The sequence below is a fragment of the Colwellia sp. MB3u-45 genome (assembly GCF_014077005.1).
GTDB lineage: Bacteria > Pseudomonadota > Gammaproteobacteria > Enterobacterales > Alteromonadaceae > Cognaticolwellia.
The window spans coordinates 207,349-226,719 of record NZ_JACGVC010000050.1 but is presented as its reverse complement, the minus strand read 5'-3'; the positions used below and the strand labels follow the sequence as shown (position 1 = coordinate 226,719).

Here is a 19,371-nt window from a genome sequence, read left to right as displayed (position 1 = left end):
TATATTTTCTTTTCATCATGGTTAATAAAATTTATACGTAAGACCCAATTGATAAGTAGCGCCGTAAGATTCTTGTTTAAAAACGACATTACCGCCAGATAATGAATTTCCATCTATATATTCAAGATCCACTTCATCGGTAATATTGACCGCATCAAAATATATTGATATTTGCTTGTTAACGTCATATTTCACTTTAAAGTCGATAGTGGTTATAGCATCAATATAACGGTCAAATGATGGTTCAGAGGCAATAGCATCTAATAGTTCAGAACGATAATTACCAATTATACGTGTCGAAAAGTCATCATTCTCCCAACCTAAAGATAAATTAAATGTGGTATCTGCTTGGCTCGGCATTTGTATTTTTTCAGCACGTATTTTCTCGTCGACATTAGCCTCACTAGTTAAGAAGGTAGCGTTAGATTGAATAAATAAACCATTGTCAAAAAATTGGTTGTAGCTAAGTTCAACACCGGTAACTTTAGCTTTATCACCGTTAAGTGTGATTGAAGTCGAGTTCAGTATTAAATCTTGAGGAATAGCAAAGGCGCTAACGTGGTCTACTGGTAGCGTTAAAGGTAATTCGTTGAGGGCTTGCCTGATGCCAACTGCGTCATAAATGAAGTTATCAATATTCTTGTGGAAAAAAGAGGCTTCTAAAAATAAATTTTCTGACGGATACCAACCAATAGAAGTATCAAAGTTAGTTGAACTCATTGCGACCAGATTAGGATTACCCACTTTCAAACCATTATCTTCACCAAGAATATAACCTTGTAAATCAATGGCACTGGCACCATTTGCCTCGTCGTCACATTCGCCTGTACTAGGGTCACATAACACAATACGACTATCAAATTTAGCAAAGGCGCGTGCTTGACTAAACGACGGTCTGGTATAACTTGTCCAGAGCGAAGCACGGATTAACAGGTCTTCAGTTGGTTCATAGCGTAAATGGGCACTAGGATAGTATTCACTGTAAGTGATTTTTGCCTGTGGCAAAGGAATTGAAATATCTAAACTGCTATTGCCACCAAAATTAAATTTATCATTGTTAATTGATAAAAAACCGGTAGAAGAAAATTCAGTATGAGCATAACGAACACCTGTTATTAGCGTAAGTTCGTCACTAAATGGTATTTCTGCCATCGCATAGAGTGCATAAGTATCTTCATTGATTTGATAATCTTCACTTGTGCTTTCAAATGCAACACCACCTCCAGTTGCTGATTCAGCTAAACTTTTCGAAACTGAAGTAATATATTCAACTTCATCTCGTACTGGTAGTGGATAAACGAAATTACCAGTTACTGGGATTTCGTTTGTGTAATCTGCCAAAGAAGATGTTTGTACTGCAAGGCATTCTTCATTACCTTGACAGTCACCATCTTTAGGAATAAAACTCCAGCGATCTTTACCTCTGGTATGAACTCGTTTACTCGAAGCTCCACCTATTTTGATATAACTTAAATGATCATAATAAAAATTTTGACGTAAATTTATTTTAAAACTGTCCAGTTCATCAATGCGATTACTATCTTCAAGGAAAATATTATCTAATTCGAAGTTGCTTAAAGAACTTGCATCACCTTGAACATCGCTATTGTTAGCACCGTCGAATACCGCAATATCAAGGCCTGATATTTCTGCGGCTTGTTCAGCTGTTAGTACTTTCGCATTAATACGATCTCTAAGACCTTGACCAAGAACGATAAGATCTCGTTCACGAAATTGGGTTCTATGACCATCATTAATTTCACTTACTGACTCTGAATGTGCATATGCATAATCTAGTATGGTTGCATCACCCAAGAAATTTTTACCACCAATACTGAAGGTTTTAGTAACATTATCGCCTTCTTGGATAAAAAATTGGTTTTGTACATCAATATCAGTAACGATAAATTCTTTTGTAGCAGCACTAACATAGGCAGTTTCACCACTTCCTATGCCACCAGCATCAGCGAAATCAAATTTTTCACGTAGTGCAATATCGTTATCAGCATATTTAGAATAGTTGCCTCGAATATAGTACTGGCTAGTGTCGTTAGGTCTAAATTCTAAATTAAGATTAGCGGTAGTACGTTCACGACCTGCATCTTCAAGTCTTCGTTCAAATTGACTAGGAGCTATTATTTGATCTCCATAAGCAGTTACTGTTTGAACTGAACCATCCACATATCCTATGTCAGCTTGTCTTAAGGTCATAGGGGCGGTGTCATGTTGTCGGCTTTCTTCTACATGCGTTTTACGGTTTTCAAATCCACCAGAAAATCCGATACCAATTTTTTTATCAAGAAAAAACTCAGTACCATCAACACTAAATTTAGGCGAATGTTGTTCGCTTAATACTTGATAAGAGTTTTGTACTTTAAATTTGAGGCTTTCTTTTCCTTTGTCATACGCAGAAATAGCTTTTACATTGACCATGCCTCCGATAGAGTTTAGATTCATTTCAGGTGTTAAGGTTTTAAATACCTCAATTGAACCGAGTGAATCACCGGTGATCCCGGCTAAACCAACAGCGCGACTATCATCTGCACCTGCCATTTCATTTCCGTTCATGGTTACGGAAACAAAATTTGGTCCTAAACCACGAATAGAAACATGTGTACCTTCGCCTTCGCTGCGTTCAAGTGTTACACCAGGTAAGCGACGTAAAGATTCTGCAACATTCTGATCAACAAAATTACCTAGATCATCAGTAGCAATCACTGAGCTATAAGAATCACTTTCGCGCTCTAACGTACGTGCTTTTAAATCAGCTAAGTGAACACCGGTAACTGTGACTACCTCAATTTCTTCTGTATCTTTGAGTTTGTGTTTTTTTGTGTTTTTTTCAATGGTTGTTTTTACCGTAGGTGTTTCTGATACTGTTTCAGCAGCGCCTGCGGCAAAAACAGGAAGAGCTAGGGCTATTGCGACAGATAATGTCGTTAATTGCATGCTTTTCATAGTATTCCCTTCAAAGCTTATTATAGTTGTTATCGATTCTTATATTTATGCCGATAGCGAACTTAATAATTGTTGCCACCGGTGGCACAAAAAGGTATCATCAAATTATTGGAGATGTCAACTCATTATTTAAAGCGATAATAAGTAGCATTTCTGAAAATTAAATTTATCATGATTTTTCCGGTTTGATTAATCATAATTTAAGTCAACTCATCATTAGGTATTTATGTTTTATAATTTTTTTTCTAATACAAGCTTAGCAAACGTCAAATACTTATTTGCATGCTGGCTAAGCATAGTCAGTGTTGGGGGCGCGTTAAGCTTATCGGTAGCTGTTAAAGCTTATGATACTCTGCCCACACTTGCATTTTCTGATGCGAAAGGATTTGGTAAATACAGCCAAGGTGGTATAAATGGTAAGCTGTATATTGTGAATAGTTTAGCTGATGACCTAGTTAATCCGGCTATAGGCACATTACGCTATGCTATTAAGCAAAAGCATCCGCGTACAGTTGTATTTTCAGTATCAGGTGTGATTAAACTAGCGGGACCACTAAAAATATCGGGAGATTATTTAACCATTGCCGGGCAGAGTTCTCCCGGTGGTATTACATTAGCAGGTGCTCCTATAACGGTTTCCGGAGCTAAGCATATTGTTATTCGTTATTTACGTTTTCGTTTAGGGACATTTGGTTATGCCGATGACGCTTTATCAGTTCGCAACAGTGAATACGTGATCATTGATCATTGTTCATTAAGTTGGTCAGTAGATGAAACTGGTAGTTTTTATAATAACCGCAATTTTACTTTGCAAAACTCTATCATTGCCAACAGCTTAAATGATTCTATTCATCCTAAAGGAAAACATGGCTATGGTGGTATCTGGGGTGGGGCAAATGCTTCATTTATCCATAATATTGTTGCTAACCATGCTAGTAGAACTCCGCGTATTAATGGTTATCGTTTAAAACCTCACTACCCACAAGCCGATGAATTTGTTGAAATTATAGATAATATATTTTTTAACTGGGGGCACAACAACGTTTATGGCTCTGAGAACGGTCGCTTTAATTTGATGAATAATTTTTATAAGCCTGGTTTAGTGAGTAAAATTACGCAAATTGCTGATATTTGGTATTCGCCATTAATTCAAAATAATCAAGCGTATATTGCAGACAACTTCTATGAAAACAATGCTAATTTAAGTAAAGAAAATTGGCGTGGCGTTAATTATCGAAAACAAGAAAAAGCGAAAAGAACACCTTCAAAAAAAACTAGTCCTTGGCTTAGTGCAACTATTTTGACCCCCTTCGATACAAATAAACATATTTACTTACCTATATTACCAGCTAAAGAGATATTCAACATGGCTATTGAAAATAATGAGATTGGCGCGAGTAAAAATGCCCATGGTCATTTTGTTGATAGTGTCGATAGAATTATCTATCTACAACTTCAAGGGAAATCAAAGAGTAAAGCCTTAATTAATCATGAAAATGAGGACATGACGAGCTGGCTTTCGTATGAAGAGCAGTTCACTAAATTTCCCGTACTTGTTGATGAAAACCACGATGGTGTCGATGATCAATGGGCAAAACAATGGTTTTTAAAACACAAGGAATCTTCGTTAACCAATACGGATAATAACTTACTTAATGATTATTTAGACTCGTTAACTGAGTAACAGTAGTAGTTTGTTTATATAAAGGAATTAATATGTATAACTTTATTATTTTTGTCGCTAGCTTATGTTGCACTTTTGCTACCAATGCCAGCGAAGTAACTCAAATTTTTATGGCAGGGGACTCAACCATGTCAATTAAAGAGGTGAAAGATTATCCAGAAACTGGTTGGGGCATGCCATTTAGTTATTTTTTCAATGAAAGTGTTATTGTCGAAAATAGAGCTAAAAATGGGCGCAGTACTAAAAGCTTTATAGCAGAAGGGCGATGGCAAAAAATTCTTGTTGAACTAAAACCAGACGACTATGTGATTATTGAATTTGGACATAATGATCAATCGAAATACAAAGTTGATCGGTATACGCCACCACATGAGTTTAGTGCGAATTTAACGCTTTTTATTATGGATGTACGCGCGAAAAAAGCGCACGTAATATTAATGACACCAATTACTCGACGATATTTTGATGAAAATGGCACCATTAAGGATACGCATCCGGTTTATGCTGATTTAGTAAGAGATGTGGCGAAAGATACTCAAGTTGTTTTTATTGATATGGAGAAGATAACTCAGCAGTATTTTCAACAACTCGGTGATGAAAACTCAGCACTACGTTTTATGCATATTCTCCCTAATTTACATCCGAACTATCCACATGGTGTTAAAGATAATACTCACCTGAACCAATTAGGAGCAAGGGAAGTAGCGCAATTAGTATTAACTGAATTGAAAGAAATAGACCATCCTCTATATGATAAGTTAAGAGCAGTTGACTCAAAACATTTAAAATTAAGTTATTATCATTGATTTGATAGCGAGAAAAGAAATTGGATAGAACTACAGGAATACAAAAGCCGTGGTCAATCTTTTACTTGGACCCTGTAACAAAATCTGTTACAGGGTCTCCCACATTTTGTGATTTTACCTAACTTACGTTTATCGCCGCTTGAATGTTCACTGGGGACTAACCCAAGATATGCCATTAATTTTCTAGGATGATCGAAACGTCTTAGATCCCCTAATTCGGCAATCGTCCCCACAGCCACTAACATTCTTACGCCACGCACGGCTTGAATAGCTTTTACGAGAGGGTAGTAGCGCCATTGTTTCACTTGGTGTTCAAGTTCATTCACTAACCGCGCCACCCGTTTTGTGCGCTCGGTGATGGTTTGTATCATTTCTTGTAAAACAATTTGTTGGCTTGTATGAGGCAACACTAACTCAGTTAACCAGCGTAAATGTTGATTTGACCAATTATCTTTAACGTCACATTTGATGTTGTTTCTTAAAAACAGTCCTGTAAGTTGAAACTTTGCGTTCTTTAAATCGTTCATTGCGGTTTCACGAGCACGTGGTAAATCGCGTATGGCTTTATCTTTGGCTTCAGGTACATCGATTGTTGTCAGCTCTTCAGCTTTAAATAGTTTGGAAAGTTTGGCTGCATCACGTTTGTCAGTTTTAACTTTATCACCAGGTTTTTTGGGTATAAGAGAAGGTGCGATGATGTAGCAACAATGGCCTAAACTTGTAAGTAGTCTATAAATCCAGTAGCCGCAGGGACCGGCTTCATAAATAAAGTGTAGCGTTGCTTTTGGGTATGTAGATTGTAGCTGTCTGGCGAGTTTAATAAAGGCTGATTTGTTAGTATTTATTTTCCCTAACGACTCAGGTTTAGCACCACGTTCGTCTTTTAAAACAGCCAGTTGTGTAAATGTTTTATTAGTATCTAATCCAATAAAAATTATGCTATGGTTATTCATGCTAGCCTCCGCTTTAGTTGTTTGACACACTAATTATGGCACTGGCTTTTTAAGCTAACCCACGATAGGAGGCTAGCACCTCGTGGGGAATCATTGTGTCTATGCTAATCACCACCAACAAGGAAATGTTATGCTTCACAAATACAAAAAAATCACATGCGTTAGTCTTTTAATACTATATTCTTTTTCAGCTTTAGCTGAAGATTCAACTTTATTCGGTTTGTCTTTAGGTTCTCCTGCGGGCGCTAACTTTGTTATTAAGAGCGATGAGTTAGGTGTTCCTTTACAAATTTCAGGTGGTTACTGGGGAGATAAAATTAGTGGAATTGAAGTTGGTTATAATTTTTACCAAAACAATGATTCTTTTTTTCATTCAGCCCAGATTATAAGTGGATACTCTGATATTGAAAAAAATAAGTTTAAATCTGATAAATGGAAATATGTGGGTTTTTCTGCAACCTTAAAAAAAGGTGGTTTTTTTATGGAGCCAGGTTTAACTTTTGGTTCAGGTGATTACTCAAGCCCTCAGTTTACTTTTCAAATAGGTTGGTTATGGGGCTTATAAATCGCATATAACAAAGCACTCAAACGGAAAAATTACAGTTGGCTGCGCTTTGCGCATTATAGCCAACTGTATTTTTCCACTTAGTTTAGCATTATGTATGTAGTCAGGTGTGGTGATATTTAAATGAGTGATAGCTCAAACGAAATTCAGAATTCAATTAAAAGTATTGCTGCCAACTTAGTTGTTATTGCTGCTTTTAATGTTGGTTTTGTATTCTTCAATTTCACATTGTTTATTGATGTTTTAATACTTTTAGTTCTTGCGTTTTGCTTGTTCAAATGGAAATCTAGAGTTGTATCAATTCTTATTTTAGCGTCTGGGTTACTTGCCCTTTACTATCAAATGGATAGTCCATTTGATGCTGGAGGTTGGCGAATAGCATTAATCGCTTGGTGGGTTTTATCTGGTATTGTTTCTTTGTATCATACAGTTAGGTTTCAAAAATCAGATGCTAGTGCAGTACATACATAAGCAATTAAACAAGGACAAAAAACAGTTGGTTTTTGCTCCAGCGTCGCTTATTTTAACCAACTGTTATTTGGTCATTGTTTGGTCATTATTTGGCCATTAGTTGCATCAAAAAATATCGGTTATCAATTTCAGGGAAGTATTAATGGAAAGTAAGTCATCATCTAAATCTAAATATTATCTAAGTGCATCTTTTATTATGTTTTTAGGTTTAATTTATAATGTTATTGAACAAGATTTTTTTGGTTCTGGAGTGTTTTTAATTTCATCTATAGTATTCTTATCTTTAGGTATAATTAAAAATCGTGCTGCCAAAAAAGAAAGTTCGGTGGGTTAAAATACTACTAACAAGAACTTCAAACGGTAAAATCCAGTTGGCTGTTTTCACTCCGTTTAACATTTTAGTCAACTATATTTTTCCGCTTAAGTAAGCGTTAGGTTTCATTCACTATATAAGGATCGTATATGTTCGCAGGAGTAGCTTTTTTAGCCATTATTTTTCAACTCGCAATTGTAGTTGGAATTATCGTCTTTGCTGTCAAATTACTAAACCGTATTACAGATATTGCAGGATCTCAGAAGTCCATAGCTGAATCTCAAGTCCAGTTGATTAGCTTGTTGAGTAAAAAGCAATCAACTCAGGAACCTGCTGATAATTAAAATATAAGTTGTTTAAAAGGACAAAAAAAGTTGGCTATTTGCTCCTTCGTCGCTTATTTAGCCAATAATTATTTGCCTCTTATTAGGGCGCTGGTGTCATTCAAACATGGAAGTTAAATCAAATGAAAGATGATCAATTTAAAGCATGGGAATCAACGCGAACAAAAGGGCAATTACATTTTTCTCTCTTTAGTGGTGTCTTATCATGGATCTTAAAGACAACTTTTAATATCAGTGTCTAACCAAAGTACGCCCTGGCATTTGAGTTCGTTCGTGTGCCCGGTGGCAGGTTAACGAAGCTGTTAGGGTGTATTCGTAGTAGTACTAATAAATAAAGTACAAAAATTCCTAACCAGGTGAGCCAAGCGATGCGAAAAGCGCGCGCCTGCTGTTAACGTTAGATTACTAAGGACAGTATATGAAATGCCCTCACTGTAGTTATAAATGACACTTTTTCTCTAAAGCACTAAATAAATTTGGTAATCCTAAAACATGTCCAAAGTGTGATAAAAAAATCAAACTATCTCCAAACTATAAAATGGTTGCATGGTTAATTGTTCCTGTATTTTTAGCACACTTGTTTATTGTAAAACCTTTGGTAATAGCTGCAGGGTTTAGTGGTTCAGGTATTGTTGGTATATGGGGGTATTACTTATAATTTTTACTATGCAACTTCATAGTGCGGAGCAATTATAAGCCTTTCAAGTAGGGTAAATAACCGTTGGCTAGACCCTGTAACAAAATTTGTTACAGGGTCGTATTCATAGTTAATATATACGGGTTCGTTATTTAATACTAATACTAATATCAGGTGTTAATTATTGACTTTAAAGCGGCCAACTAAATTTGTTAAATCTTTGGATAAAATAAGTAAGTCATTCGATCCATCGGCCAATGTATCAGCAGTATTAACAATACCTTTTGCCGATTGATTAATGCCACTAATATCGTCATTGATCAAGTCCGATGAACTGCGCTGTTGATCTGCGGCTTGAGTAATACGTGAGATATTTTCCTTCATTTGTCCAACCAAAGAACTGATTTCGTTAAATGATTGATTCGCTTGTTCAATTTTTTCGATAGTTTGCTTCGATTGTTCGACATTCACGGCCATCTGTTGAGAAACAACACGTGTTTTATCTAGCAAGTTCATCAATACAGCATCAATTTCTTCGGTAGCGCCTCGCGAGCGTTGCGCTAATGTTCTTACTTCATCTGCGACCACAGCAAAACCTCGCCCTTGCTCACCAGCTCTTGCCGCTTCAATAGCCGCATTAAGTGCTAACAGATTAGTTTGTTCTGCAATGCTTCTGATAACATCTAATATTTTAGTAATATTCTCACTTTCCAGTTCAAGTGACTTCATCGATTGAGATGATTCACTTAACGATTTATTTAACGAACTCACTTCACTTACCGTGACAGAAATTAACGAAATTCCCTTTTTTGAGTATTCTTCAGTTTTCATAATAGTCGTTGAACTTTCTTGACAGTCGTTTGAGGTTTGATGTGCGATATCTGTCATTGTTGCGATAAGGTTATTCACATTATCTATTGATTTTTCTTGTTTATGGCTGACTGCTTTTACATCAGCGATTTGTATACCCGATTCATTAGCCGCGACATTTAATGTTGATGCACAGGTTTTAATATCAACAACAAGCTGATTAATCGAGTCTAAGAATTGATTAAACCATTGAGCCAATTCACTGACTTCATCTTGACCAATAATCTCTAGTCGCTTAGTTAAATTTCCATCACCTTGTGCAATATCACGTAAACCTTCAGCCACACGGTTAATGGGTTGAACAATACGATTGGCTAACCAAAATCCCATGGCAATAAATAATGTCACCATGATCAAGGCAATCACGGTAATGGTCTGGCTCATACTAAATGCAGGCGCTAAAATTTCATCGCTATGGATGACGCCAACAAAACGCCACTTTAATTCTTTTGAATAATAACTGGCAACATCAACATCTTCCCCTAAATGCTCGGTAGAAAAATGATCTTTATTTGGACTTTTTTGTAATATAGAAAATAATGATGATGAAAGATCTTTAATATTTTTGAAGTTATTCTCTGGGGTTTTGGCATCAGCTAATACGGTTCCTGACTCATCAATAAGAATGAGATAGCCACTTTCACCTAGTTTTGTATTACTTAATATATCCGTTAATGTTGAAAGGGTAACATCTAGACCTTGTACGCCTATAATATCACCTTGCTTATTTTTGACTACTAACGCAGAAGTTACTACAGGTTTTCCTATGACATCTTGATATGCTTCAGTAATAATTGGAGCGTTGGGAGAGGCTAGTGCCTGTTTATACCAAGGACGTTGTCTTGGATCATAACCTCCAAGCACTTCTAATGGATATTGAACAAAGCCACCTTCTTTGGTGCCTGTGTATACGTAAAGTAAATCAGGGTGTGATGAACCAAAATCTTCATATAGTTTATATAAATCTAATTCTTCGACAGAGTCATTTTTTGGCTCCATCATATGATCAGAGTCAATATAAGTATGAGTATTCTCAGGGAGTTGGGCTGTCAATTTATTTTGAGCTAAAAATTTTACGTTAGCTTTGATTTGTTGAAAGAAGAGTTGAAAGCCGTTGTCTACTTGTCTTAACTCATCCTGAGTGCGTTCTACAAAGCTAGTTGAAGACTTAGAGATCGTCATTGATATGCTGACAATCGCAATAGCAATAATAGGCAAAATAACCGTAGCGGCAAAACTCAACGTTAGTTTAGAGCGAATATTCATAAAAAGTCGTTAAATAATCGTAAATGTAGCCATAATATAACTGAGAGTGGCGCTGAGACCAAGATCCTTTTTGCAGACGTTTATTTATTTCGATTCAACCGCTTAAATTCATGGTGAGCAATTAAGTGGCGATCGTTTTTTAAATTTACTCATTCCACTTCAAAACCTTTAACGTACTTGGCGACCCAAGTGTTTGCCATACAAGCTAGTCAAGAACGACAAATAACAGTTTGTGGTTTTTGTGCTTCAATATATTAGCAAGAAATTTTTAGCTCCTTAGTGGGGCAACAGGCAAATACAATATTAAACCGAGGATGTGATGAAAATAATAATGAGTTGGCTGTTTTTATTTAATTCAACATTTTAGCCAACTATTTTATTGATGTTTAGTAAGGTATTGTTCATTTGGTTGACTTGGAAATAGGAAGTGACTATGAAAGAATCAGATTGGAAAGTGTTCACTGAGCTTAAGGATAAGGCAATTGAAAAATACTGCACTTTAGTTATATATGGTGCTGGGAGAATCACAAGACGTAATTTTAGATCAAAAAAATAATGTTCATAACCGGTACCTTTTATTATATAAATTACTTCAAAATAGAGATAAGCAGATGGCGATACTTTTTGATGGGCATAGTAGGTCAAAAGCACAGATACAACTTATGTTAATTCGCAGGGAAGGGCTTGTTGATGAAATTTTACTTGCTAAATTATCAGATAAATTTCGTAACGAAACAGATCCTGAAATGCTTGGTTGGTAAAACTATTAACGAGAAAACATACAAGAATGCGTAACAGTTAACTAGGTTTCGCTAGACAATTTTAATCAAGCATTATTTAGACTATTATCAGGGGATTAGGCCTCATAGTTATTTACTTTTTTTGGCGTATTTAGAACTGGAATTTAAAGTATATGAATCAAAAAGGGTTAAAGCCGATTGCAATATTTGAAGCATTAAAAGGCTTGTTAGCACTAGGCATTGGACTTGGTCTTCATGAGTTTACTGGGGAGAATATTCCACAATTATTCGAGAGAATATTGACTCACTTACATCTTAATCCTGCGAGTCATTATCCCAGTATATTTATAAGTACTATTGGTGAGTTGAATAATTCTAATCTTGTTCTTGTTGCTTTTGGGGCACTTTTGTACTCAATCATTCGATTTGTTGAAGCATATGGTTTATGGCATGGCCTTAAGTGGACTGAATGGCTGGCTTTAATTAGTGGTGCGATTTATTTGCCTTTTGAGCTTTACAAATTTGTTGTAACTTATAGCCTTCTTAGTTTTTCATTGCTTTTAATAAATAGCATCATCGTTGTATACATGTATAGCGTAATAAAAACCAAACGCAAAGAAGATTAGTTAGCGAATATTGCTCTGTTCTTGCCAACTGATTTGTTAAAAGCGGCTCTTCAATTTTTTGAACGGAAATTGTGCAGCTTGTGCCGTTAAACATGACTAATATTAACTGGTAAATGTTAGTCATGTTTGTTGAGCCTAAGCCTAATCCTTGCATTTTCTGTGCTGTAGGTAATACTTTTGGTAGTATGTGTTACTTTACAATCAGCAAGATCATCTTTATTAATCATGCGTTGCTCTATTACCCCAAATCTCTTTTAAACGTTGATCTCGACCACAGCCCCAACGATAAGCGTTATATCGTATTGGGCTATTTTTATAAAAATCTTGATGGTAGCTTTCATTACCTTTAATAAGATAAAAAGTACTAGTGGTTAATATAGGTGTAACTACGGTTTGATTAGGAAACGCTGCTATAACTGCTTTTTTTGATTGTTCAGCTAATGTTCTTTCTTGCTCGTTAGCAACAAAAATGGCACTTAGGTAGCTTGGCCCTTTATCACAAAATTGACCTCTTGCATCAAAAGGGTCAATATTTACCCAATAGTGATCTAGTATATCTTGGTAGCTCACTTTTTCTGGGTCGTAGGTTATTTCTACTGCTTCATAATGGCCTCGATGGTCACCTTGATAAGTTGGATTTTTTATCTTACCGCCCGTAAAGCCTGAGACAACATCTGTAACGCCCGGTAATTTTTCAAAATCAGATTCCATACACCAGAAACAACCACCCGCTAAAATGGCTTTATCTGCGTTGGCGAATGATGCATAAAAAAGCACCGATATTGATAAAACTAATCCTAATATTTTTTTCATAATAAAAATCTCGCATCGATGTGGTGAATCAATAAATAGTTATGTAGATATAATTAAAGACCTGCTGTTAATAAAAATCATTTCACTTATGGTTAAATTCAACAGGCTTAATAGCGATGAGTTTTAAAGTAAAGGTTGCCAACATGTTGAATATTTTCTATTTATTTCCCCTAGCGCTTTATCGCTATCACGAGAGGTTTTCAGTAAAGCAGTAGACAAATGAGTCAGTAAACACCAACAAGCCGGGATTCAATTTTTGGCGTATGTTTTACCTGTTTTAGTGGTGAATATTGTGTATTTTAAAGTAGCTTAAGCACTCAAACATAAAAGTATAATGGGTTGTTCTCACTCAGCGCGGCACTTTAGCTAACTATTTTATTCGCTATTATTTGAGCCTTGGTATTATTAGCTCGAGAACCCTATCACTATAGCGTATCCTGTCGGCTGTTGAGCTTATTATTGTTGTTTATGAATATTAAAGTAAAAAATTTGCCGGTGCCTGAAATCTTATGTTCAAACTGTCAGGCATGTTGTTGTAGTTTAGAAGTTAGAATTATTTCAGATACTGGTGTGCCACATCACCATATATATGTTGATGCGTATGGGCATGAATCAATGCGGCGCTTAGATGATGGTAAATGTTCAGCCCTTAATCGAGATACATTAATGTGTTCAATCTATGAAAACAGACCATGGGTTTGTCGTGAATTTGAGATGGGCTCATATGAATGTATAGATGAAAGAAATGAGAAGCTGTAGTATTTATTAATATCAGAACAGTTAACCTTTCACGCTAAATTGACGCTTTTAAAAGGACAAAACATCGCTTTTGGCCTTCCTTCCTTTCCTCGTTATGATTGCAGTAAGCTGAAAAATTAGCATCAACTTTATCAGGCCTTGCGTTGGATATTTTATCTAAAAAGATGAATTTTCAGACTCCTTTTGTTACTTTTAAATACTGTTGTTTATAATTTTATGAATGGGTTAGCGGTTAACGGTACACCTATTTTATCTTGCCAAATGTTGCTTTTAATTCGATATTACTCACACGAGTATTATGGTTAATAGTTGTTAAGCATTTTATTGGTTTCAAATTTTTAGTGCGATAAGGTTTCAGTTTAAGGTGGAGTCATATGTTAAAAAAAGAGAGTACAGGGCTTATTGTTATTGATGTTCAGGGTAAACTTGCCCGCATGGTTTATGATAGTGAGGTGGTAGTTGCTAATTGTGGCAAGCTGATTAAAGGTGCACAGGCACTTGGTTTACCCATTATTTGGCTCGAACAAAATCCAGTAAAACTTGGTGCGACAGTTGCTGAACTTAGCGCTTTATTAGCCGAGCAAACGCCAACGCTTAAGTTTACTTTTGATGCTTGTGAAACGCCTTTGTTTATCGAGCAAGTTAAAGCAGCTAATATTGATAGCTGGCTTATTTGTGGTATTGAAGCCCATATTTGTGTTTATCAAACAGCGCTACACTTGCAACAGTTGGGCTACAAAGTGCAACTTGTTAGTGACTGTGTGTCTTCTCGCACTCTAGCCAATAAACACTTAGCAATAAATAAACTCGATAACAGAGGTATAGATATTTCAGGCTTAGAAATGTGCTTATATGAACTTGTTAAAGATTGTCGTGCTGATGAGTTTAAAGAGATTTTAGCTTTAATTAGATGAGTGAATTTGAAAAAGTAATTTAGCTTTATAGTTAGCTTATGAAAATACAAAATCAGCTTTTTTACTTTAATATATTACTGTAAAGGGCTTTGAAAACTAGCACCTTGTCGATTTTCCGTACCTATACTTTAGTTAATGTTTTGAATTATTGTGCTTTTATAATAAGCTCAGACTTACATTTTGAAAGCGAACTAGTTAACACTATGTTCTGCTTTGACAATATGCGGTGAGTTATTTTTACTCATCTACATTTTACTTAGTTATAAAGCCTCTTGAATAGGTCTTAGTAAAAGGAAAAATTTCTTGAATATTAATATAACATTTGTGGGTGAATTAATATTTTACTCAATGTTTATCGTAGGTGGTTTAAGTTATTACTTAGGTAAACGTAAAACCTCGAACCCTAAGATAGCAACAATAATAGGTGTAGCCTTGTGTATTACTCCGCCTTTAAACTTAGTGTACTTAATTGTTTTAATGCTAAAAAACGACATAGTCGTCAATAAAGAGCTTAAAACCACCATATAATGTCAAAATTTAAGAGCAGGCTACCCATAATGGCCCGTTAACTTTGTAGCATTTTAACGGGTAAGTTCAACGCATTTTATATTGTGTTTCTGTCGCGTTTATTTTGATGGCAGTTAAGCTGTTTTATCAATTAGGCGTTCAATTAGGCGTTCAATTAGCTAATCAATTTTAGTTATTAATAGCGCCATTAATAAGGTTATTAAGTTTAATAGGGAAATGACATGAAACAGGGAAATAACATGAAACTGACTTTTATTATTACTGTTTTAGCGATTGCGGGTTGTTCTTCAGTGCGAGTAAATTCTAATGCAGATACTTACCTGGTCAATTAAATAGAAAACCATATGCGTAAAAATGCGGTTAAACGATATACCTACAATGAAGTATGGGGATTAGGCGCAGCGCAGGTTGGCTATGTTGAGTCTGACTATTGCCAACTAGATTTTAGGGATCACAAGCCTGACAAAAATACATTAATTTCATCGTTAGAGATTAAAACTCAAAAGTTGGGTGGTAATGCTTTAGTGTTTGATTCTTGCTTAGTCAATAGCAATATGGCTAGCTGCCATATTTATACAAAATGTAAGGGGATGGCGTACAATATTTCTTATTAATTCACATCTTATTAATTTAACACCATAAAAATATCTGGTAATAAAAGTTACCATGTTTGTTGTTATACCTTTCATTATACCGGTGCAGTTCGCACCTCCGAACGGGTAAGTTTAGCTTTAGCCCGTCAAGTTGGCGGTATAAGTTCTACTCTTTAGTTAAGCTTGAAACTTTTTTACTGACTCAATTGTCTTGAGGCTTACGGTTAGTCGTATCCTAGATTATATGACTTATTGTCGACAGTGGCGCTAAAACCAATAGATATACTACAAACGGCGTTAATTACAATATTTGAGCAATACATCTTTGGTGTTTAATAGCTTAAAGGTTAATTAATTTGACATACGCTTGCTTTGAGTAGCGTACAATACCAATCTGATTAATTATCTGATAATTTTTACTGGTTAAAATAACCAATTACTGCGTTATTTATTTAATAATTAGAACCACTAGTTATTAAAATAAATGCCTTATATTTGGCCATTTTTACTGCGTATAAAGTAGACCAGCTAATTAATGAAATTGGTATGATTTTTCACGTTCTCAAAATTTTATAAATGTATTAGGTAAATATGACAGATAAAAAACTGATGAGTATTTTAAATACCTCAGCTAACCAAGAGGTTTTTTTTGGCCCACAAGGATTTAAGCAGGTAGCAACTCAAAACGAATTAAATGAGGCACAGCTTGGCTTTGGCATGAGTGAATTAGGTCAATCGGCAACCAGTGAAGACTTATCTGGCGAAGAAAAAGGCTGTTGGCAAACCTCATGGCAGGTTTTTGCCCGAGATACCGAGTTAGGTGATCCGTATTTTGTTGACACCAATCAAGCAGAATTACCCGTTTATACTGGTTTTTTAGCTGAAGCAGGTTGGGAAGTAGAGCTAGTAGCAACGAGTTTAGTGAGTTATATCGCTTGTATGCAGTTGCTGTTTGATCATGGTCAACAAACCCAAGCACAATTTTTTCCAGACCCCAGTAGTGTTATTGATGAAGTCATATTGCAGCGGCTACAGCAGCAATTGATTGAAATTTCGGGTGGTCAGCAATTCTGGCAACTGTTTATGCAATGTTACCTTGATTGGCTTATTGAAGATTAGAAAATTCATTTAATTTTTTGTTCGTAATAAGCTTTTTACTCACTATTACTTTAATTATTACTTATTTATTGTCTGAAATCATATGTTGCATAATGTATGTTTCACCAATAACAATATGTTTTAAAAGATTTATATTGTAATTAAGCTGTTTATTTTAGTAAAAAATAAAATAGTGGTTGGACCAGTGGTTGGATCTGTGTATACTCGATATCACTTGTGCAGTAATGCAAAAAATTATTATTAAAAGTGTTAGGAGTTAAGCATGCTAAGTTATAAAGCACCGATAGCAGACATCAAATTTTTGTTTGAAGATGTATTCAAGTATTACGATCATTACAAAAAGTATCCTGAATTTGAAGAAGCAACGCCTGATTTGGTAGATGCTATCTTAGAAGAGTGTGCAAAATTTAGTGAAAATGAACTGCTACCTATTAACCAAAGCGGTGATGAAGAAGGTTGTACTTTTGATAATGGTGTTGTAACAACCCCTAAAGGCTTTAAAGAAGCTTATCAGAAATTTGTTGAAGGTGGTTGGCCTAGTTTGTCACATGCTGTTGAGCACGGTGGCCAGGGCTTACCGTCATCACTAGGCATGGTAATGTCTGAATTGATGGGCACAGCTAACTGGTCTTGGGCCATGTATCCGGGCTTGAGTCATGGTGCGATGAATACTATTGATACTCATGGTACTGATGAGCAAAAAGCACTTTACCTTACACGCCTTATTGAAGGGTCGTGGACCGGCACTATGTGTTTAACTGAACCGCAATGTGGTACAGATTTAGGCCAAGTTAAAACCAAAGCTGAGCCAAATGGTGATGGTACCTATAAGCTTACCGGCACTAAGATTTTTATCTCAGCCGGTGAACATGACTTAACCGATAATATTATTCATATTGTATTAGCAAGAGTACCGGGTGCGCCCGCAGGTACTAAGGGTATTTCACTCTTTATTGTGCCTAAAATGCAAACTGATGAGCAAGGCGTTATTGGTGAGTTCAACAATGTTTCTTGTGGTTCTATAGAACATAAAATGGGTATTAAAGGCTCATCAACAGCAGTACTTAATTTTGATAATGCCAAAGGGGTGTTAATTGGCCCTGAAAATAAAGGCTTAGAATGTATGTTCACCTTTATGAATACCGCACGTGTTGGCACGGCATTACAAGGTGTTTGTGCCGCTGAATTGGCTTATCAGAACTCATTGATTTACGCGAAAGAGCGTTTGTCTATGCGTTCATTAACCGGTACAAAACATGCCGATAAAGTCGCTGATCCTATTATTTGTCATCCTGACGTACGCAAAATGCTAATGACCCAAAAAGCGATTAGTGAAGGCGGTCGTGCGATGATCTATTACACCGCAAAAATTGTTGATGATATAGATAATGCTAAAACTGAAGAAGACCGTAAAAAAGCCGATAATCGTTTAGGTTTTATCACGCCCATTTTAAAAGCCTTTTTAACTGAGCTTGGACAGGAAAGTGCTAATCATGGTCTACAAATTTTTGGTGGTCATGGTTTCATTAAAGAATGGGGCATGGAGCAAATTGTTCGTGATACCCGTATATCAACGCTTTATGAAGGCACAACCGGCATTCAAGCGCTAGATTTATTAGGCCGTAAAGTGCTAATGACTCGTGGTAAATCGTTAAATACTTTTGCTAAAGAGATACTGATTTTCTGTAAAGATCACAGTATGATATCGAGCAATCCACATAAGCGTCAAATGAACAAGTTTATCTGGCCGTTAAGTACATCGGTAGCAAAATGGCAACAATATACTATTCGCCTAGGCCTTAAAGCTAAAAAAGATCGTGACGTTATTGGTTCTGCTTCAGTAGACTTTTTAATGTACTCAGGTTACATCGTTATGGCTTATTTTTGGGCGCAAATGGCGCAAGCTGCGTATGAAAAATTAGCGACTGATGTTGAAAACAGAGATTTTTATCGTGCAAAAATTAAAACTGCTGAATTTTACTTTGAACGCTTATTACCACGTACTAAGTCATTAGCGGTAACTATGATGGCTGATCCTAAAACCTTAATGCAGTTAGATGAAGAGTTATTATCTTTCTTGTAAGCAATGAGTTTTAGCAATATTTTTGCTGATTTTTTTGTCTAGGTTTTTATGTAAAATTTAACCTAGATAATAAAATAAAAAGGCCATATTTCATTAGAAATATGGCCTTTTTTGATTCTGTCAGCAAACGTCAGTTGTGTTGTGAATTTTTTATTTTTTAGTGTATCTAGCTATGCACTTCAGAGGTTTGTATGGTTTTTCTATATGATATGGCTGAAGTCTGCGGTTGAAAAATAGAAAAAGCTGCTGTGAAAATTAATCCAGCAGCTAAAGATTACTCTTTTTTACTATGCATATGTTTAGCAATGCTAAAGGACAGGCATAGCTAA

The 19,371-nt window shown here is 35.7% G+C and carries 18 protein-coding genes; 14 read left to right on the top strand and 4 right to left on the bottom strand.

Going from position 1 to position 19,371, the window contains the following annotated elements:
• Nucleotides 1-21 precede the first annotated feature (21 nt).
• Nucleotides 22-2,958 carry a TonB-dependent receptor gene (locus H4J41_RS14515; RefSeq protein WP_182136890.1) on the bottom strand — a complete coding sequence of 979 codons (2,937 nt, stop codon included), beginning with the start codon at nucleotides 2,956-2,958 and terminating at the stop codon, nucleotides 22-24.
• Between the two features lie 226 nt (nucleotides 2,959-3,184).
• On the opposite strand from H4J41_RS14515, the gene H4J41_RS14510 reads away from it, so the two are divergent.
• Both H4J41_RS14510 and H4J41_RS14505 read left to right on the top strand, forming a co-directional pair.
• Complete coding sequence (locus tag H4J41_RS14510; protein ID WP_182136889.1) at nucleotides 3,185-4,642, top strand: polysaccharide lyase family 1 protein; 1,458 nt, start codon at nucleotides 3,185-3,187, stop codon at nucleotides 4,640-4,642.
• 32 nt (nucleotides 4,643-4,674) lie between these two features.
• A complete protein-coding gene (locus H4J41_RS14505; protein WP_182136888.1) occupies nucleotides 4,675-5,448 on the top strand; it encodes a rhamnogalacturonan acetylesterase in 774 nt (257 codons plus the stop codon).
• A gap of 53 nt (nucleotides 5,449-5,501) precedes the next feature.
• Here H4J41_RS14505 and H4J41_RS14500 read toward each other — a convergent pair whose 3' ends face one another.
• Nucleotides 5,502-6,401 carry an IS110 family transposase gene (locus H4J41_RS14500; protein ID WP_259364487.1) on the bottom strand — a complete coding sequence of 300 codons (900 nt, stop codon included), beginning with the start codon at nucleotides 6,399-6,401 and terminating at the stop codon, nucleotides 5,502-5,504.
• 130 nt (nucleotides 6,402-6,531) lie between these two features.
• On the opposite strand from H4J41_RS14500, the gene H4J41_RS14495 reads away from it, so the two are divergent.
• From H4J41_RS14495 to H4J41_RS14480, 4 genes are all read left to right on the top strand, one after another.
• Complete coding sequence (locus H4J41_RS14495) at nucleotides 6,532-6,966, top strand: hypothetical protein (RefSeq protein WP_182136887.1); 435 nt, start codon at nucleotides 6,532-6,534, stop codon at nucleotides 6,964-6,966.
• 123 nt (nucleotides 6,967-7,089) lie between these two features.
• Nucleotides 7,090-7,437, top strand: a complete 348-nt coding sequence (locus H4J41_RS14490) for a hypothetical protein (protein WP_182136886.1) — start codon at nucleotides 7,090-7,092, stop codon at nucleotides 7,435-7,437.
• 142 nt (nucleotides 7,438-7,579) lie between these two features.
• The gene (locus H4J41_RS14485) at nucleotides 7,580-7,771 is read left to right on the top strand and encodes a hypothetical protein (RefSeq protein ID WP_182136885.1); all 192 of its coding nucleotides are present in this window, start codon (nucleotides 7,580-7,582) and stop codon (nucleotides 7,769-7,771) included.
• A 128-nt stretch (nucleotides 7,772-7,899) separates the two neighbouring features.
• Entirely contained in the window at nucleotides 7,900-8,094 is a 195-nt protein-coding gene (locus H4J41_RS14480; RefSeq protein WP_182136884.1) for a hypothetical protein, read from the top strand.
• 814 nt (nucleotides 8,095-8,908) lie between these two features.
• On the opposite strand, the gene H4J41_RS14475 is transcribed toward H4J41_RS14480, so the two are convergent.
• Complete coding sequence (locus H4J41_RS14475; protein ID WP_182136883.1) at nucleotides 8,909-10,867, bottom strand: methyl-accepting chemotaxis protein; 1,959 nt, start codon at nucleotides 10,865-10,867, stop codon at nucleotides 8,909-8,911.
• A gap of 433 nt (nucleotides 10,868-11,300) precedes the next feature.
• On the opposite strand from H4J41_RS14475, the gene H4J41_RS17640 reads away from it, so the two are divergent.
• Both H4J41_RS17640 and H4J41_RS14470 read left to right on the top strand, forming a co-directional pair.
• The gene (locus tag H4J41_RS17640; protein ID WP_259363343.1) at nucleotides 11,301-11,423 is read left to right on the top strand and encodes a hypothetical protein; all 123 of its coding nucleotides are present in this window, start codon (nucleotides 11,301-11,303) and stop codon (nucleotides 11,421-11,423) included.
• A gap of 357 nt (nucleotides 11,424-11,780) precedes the next feature.
• Nucleotides 11,781-12,233, top strand: coding sequence for a DUF2127 domain-containing protein (locus H4J41_RS14470; protein ID WP_182136882.1), 453 nt, complete (start codon nucleotides 11,781-11,783; stop codon nucleotides 12,231-12,233).
• A 219-nt stretch (nucleotides 12,234-12,452) separates the two neighbouring features.
• Here H4J41_RS14470 and msrA read toward each other — a convergent pair whose 3' ends face one another.
• A complete protein-coding gene (gene msrA / locus H4J41_RS14465) occupies nucleotides 12,453-13,046 on the bottom strand; it encodes a peptide-methionine (S)-S-oxide reductase MsrA (protein ID WP_182136881.1) in 594 nt (197 codons plus the stop codon).
• A gap of 468 nt (nucleotides 13,047-13,514) precedes the next feature.
• Here msrA and H4J41_RS14460 point away from each other — a divergent pair, with 468 nt between their 5' ends.
• From H4J41_RS14460 to H4J41_RS14435, 6 genes are all read left to right on the top strand, one after another.
• On the top strand, nucleotides 13,515-13,805 hold the full coding sequence (locus tag H4J41_RS14460; protein WP_182136880.1) for a YkgJ family cysteine cluster protein: 291 nt from the start codon (nucleotides 13,515-13,517) through the stop codon (nucleotides 13,803-13,805).
• 374 nt (nucleotides 13,806-14,179) lie between these two features.
• Entirely contained in the window at nucleotides 14,180-14,719 is a 540-nt protein-coding gene (locus tag H4J41_RS14455; RefSeq protein WP_182136879.1) for an isochorismatase family protein, read from the top strand.
• Nucleotides 14,720-15,022: 303 nt separating this feature from the next.
• Nucleotides 15,023-15,247, top strand: coding sequence for a hypothetical protein (locus tag H4J41_RS14450; RefSeq protein ID WP_182136878.1), 225 nt, complete (start codon nucleotides 15,023-15,025; stop codon nucleotides 15,245-15,247).
• 344 nt (nucleotides 15,248-15,591) lie between these two features.
• The gene (gene rcsF / locus H4J41_RS14445; RefSeq protein ID WP_182136877.1) at nucleotides 15,592-15,861 is read left to right on the top strand and encodes an Rcs stress response system protein RcsF; all 270 of its coding nucleotides are present in this window, start codon (nucleotides 15,592-15,594) and stop codon (nucleotides 15,859-15,861) included.
• Between the two features lie 570 nt (nucleotides 15,862-16,431).
• Nucleotides 16,432-16,959 carry a hypothetical protein gene (locus H4J41_RS14440; protein ID WP_182136876.1) on the top strand — a complete coding sequence of 176 codons (528 nt, stop codon included), beginning with the start codon at nucleotides 16,432-16,434 and terminating at the stop codon, nucleotides 16,957-16,959.
• Nucleotides 16,960-17,221: 262 nt separating this feature from the next.
• A complete protein-coding gene (locus H4J41_RS14435; protein WP_182136875.1) occupies nucleotides 17,222-19,042 on the top strand; it encodes an acyl-CoA dehydrogenase C-terminal domain-containing protein in 1,821 nt (606 codons plus the stop codon).
• Nucleotides 19,043-19,371 lie beyond the last annotated feature (329 nt).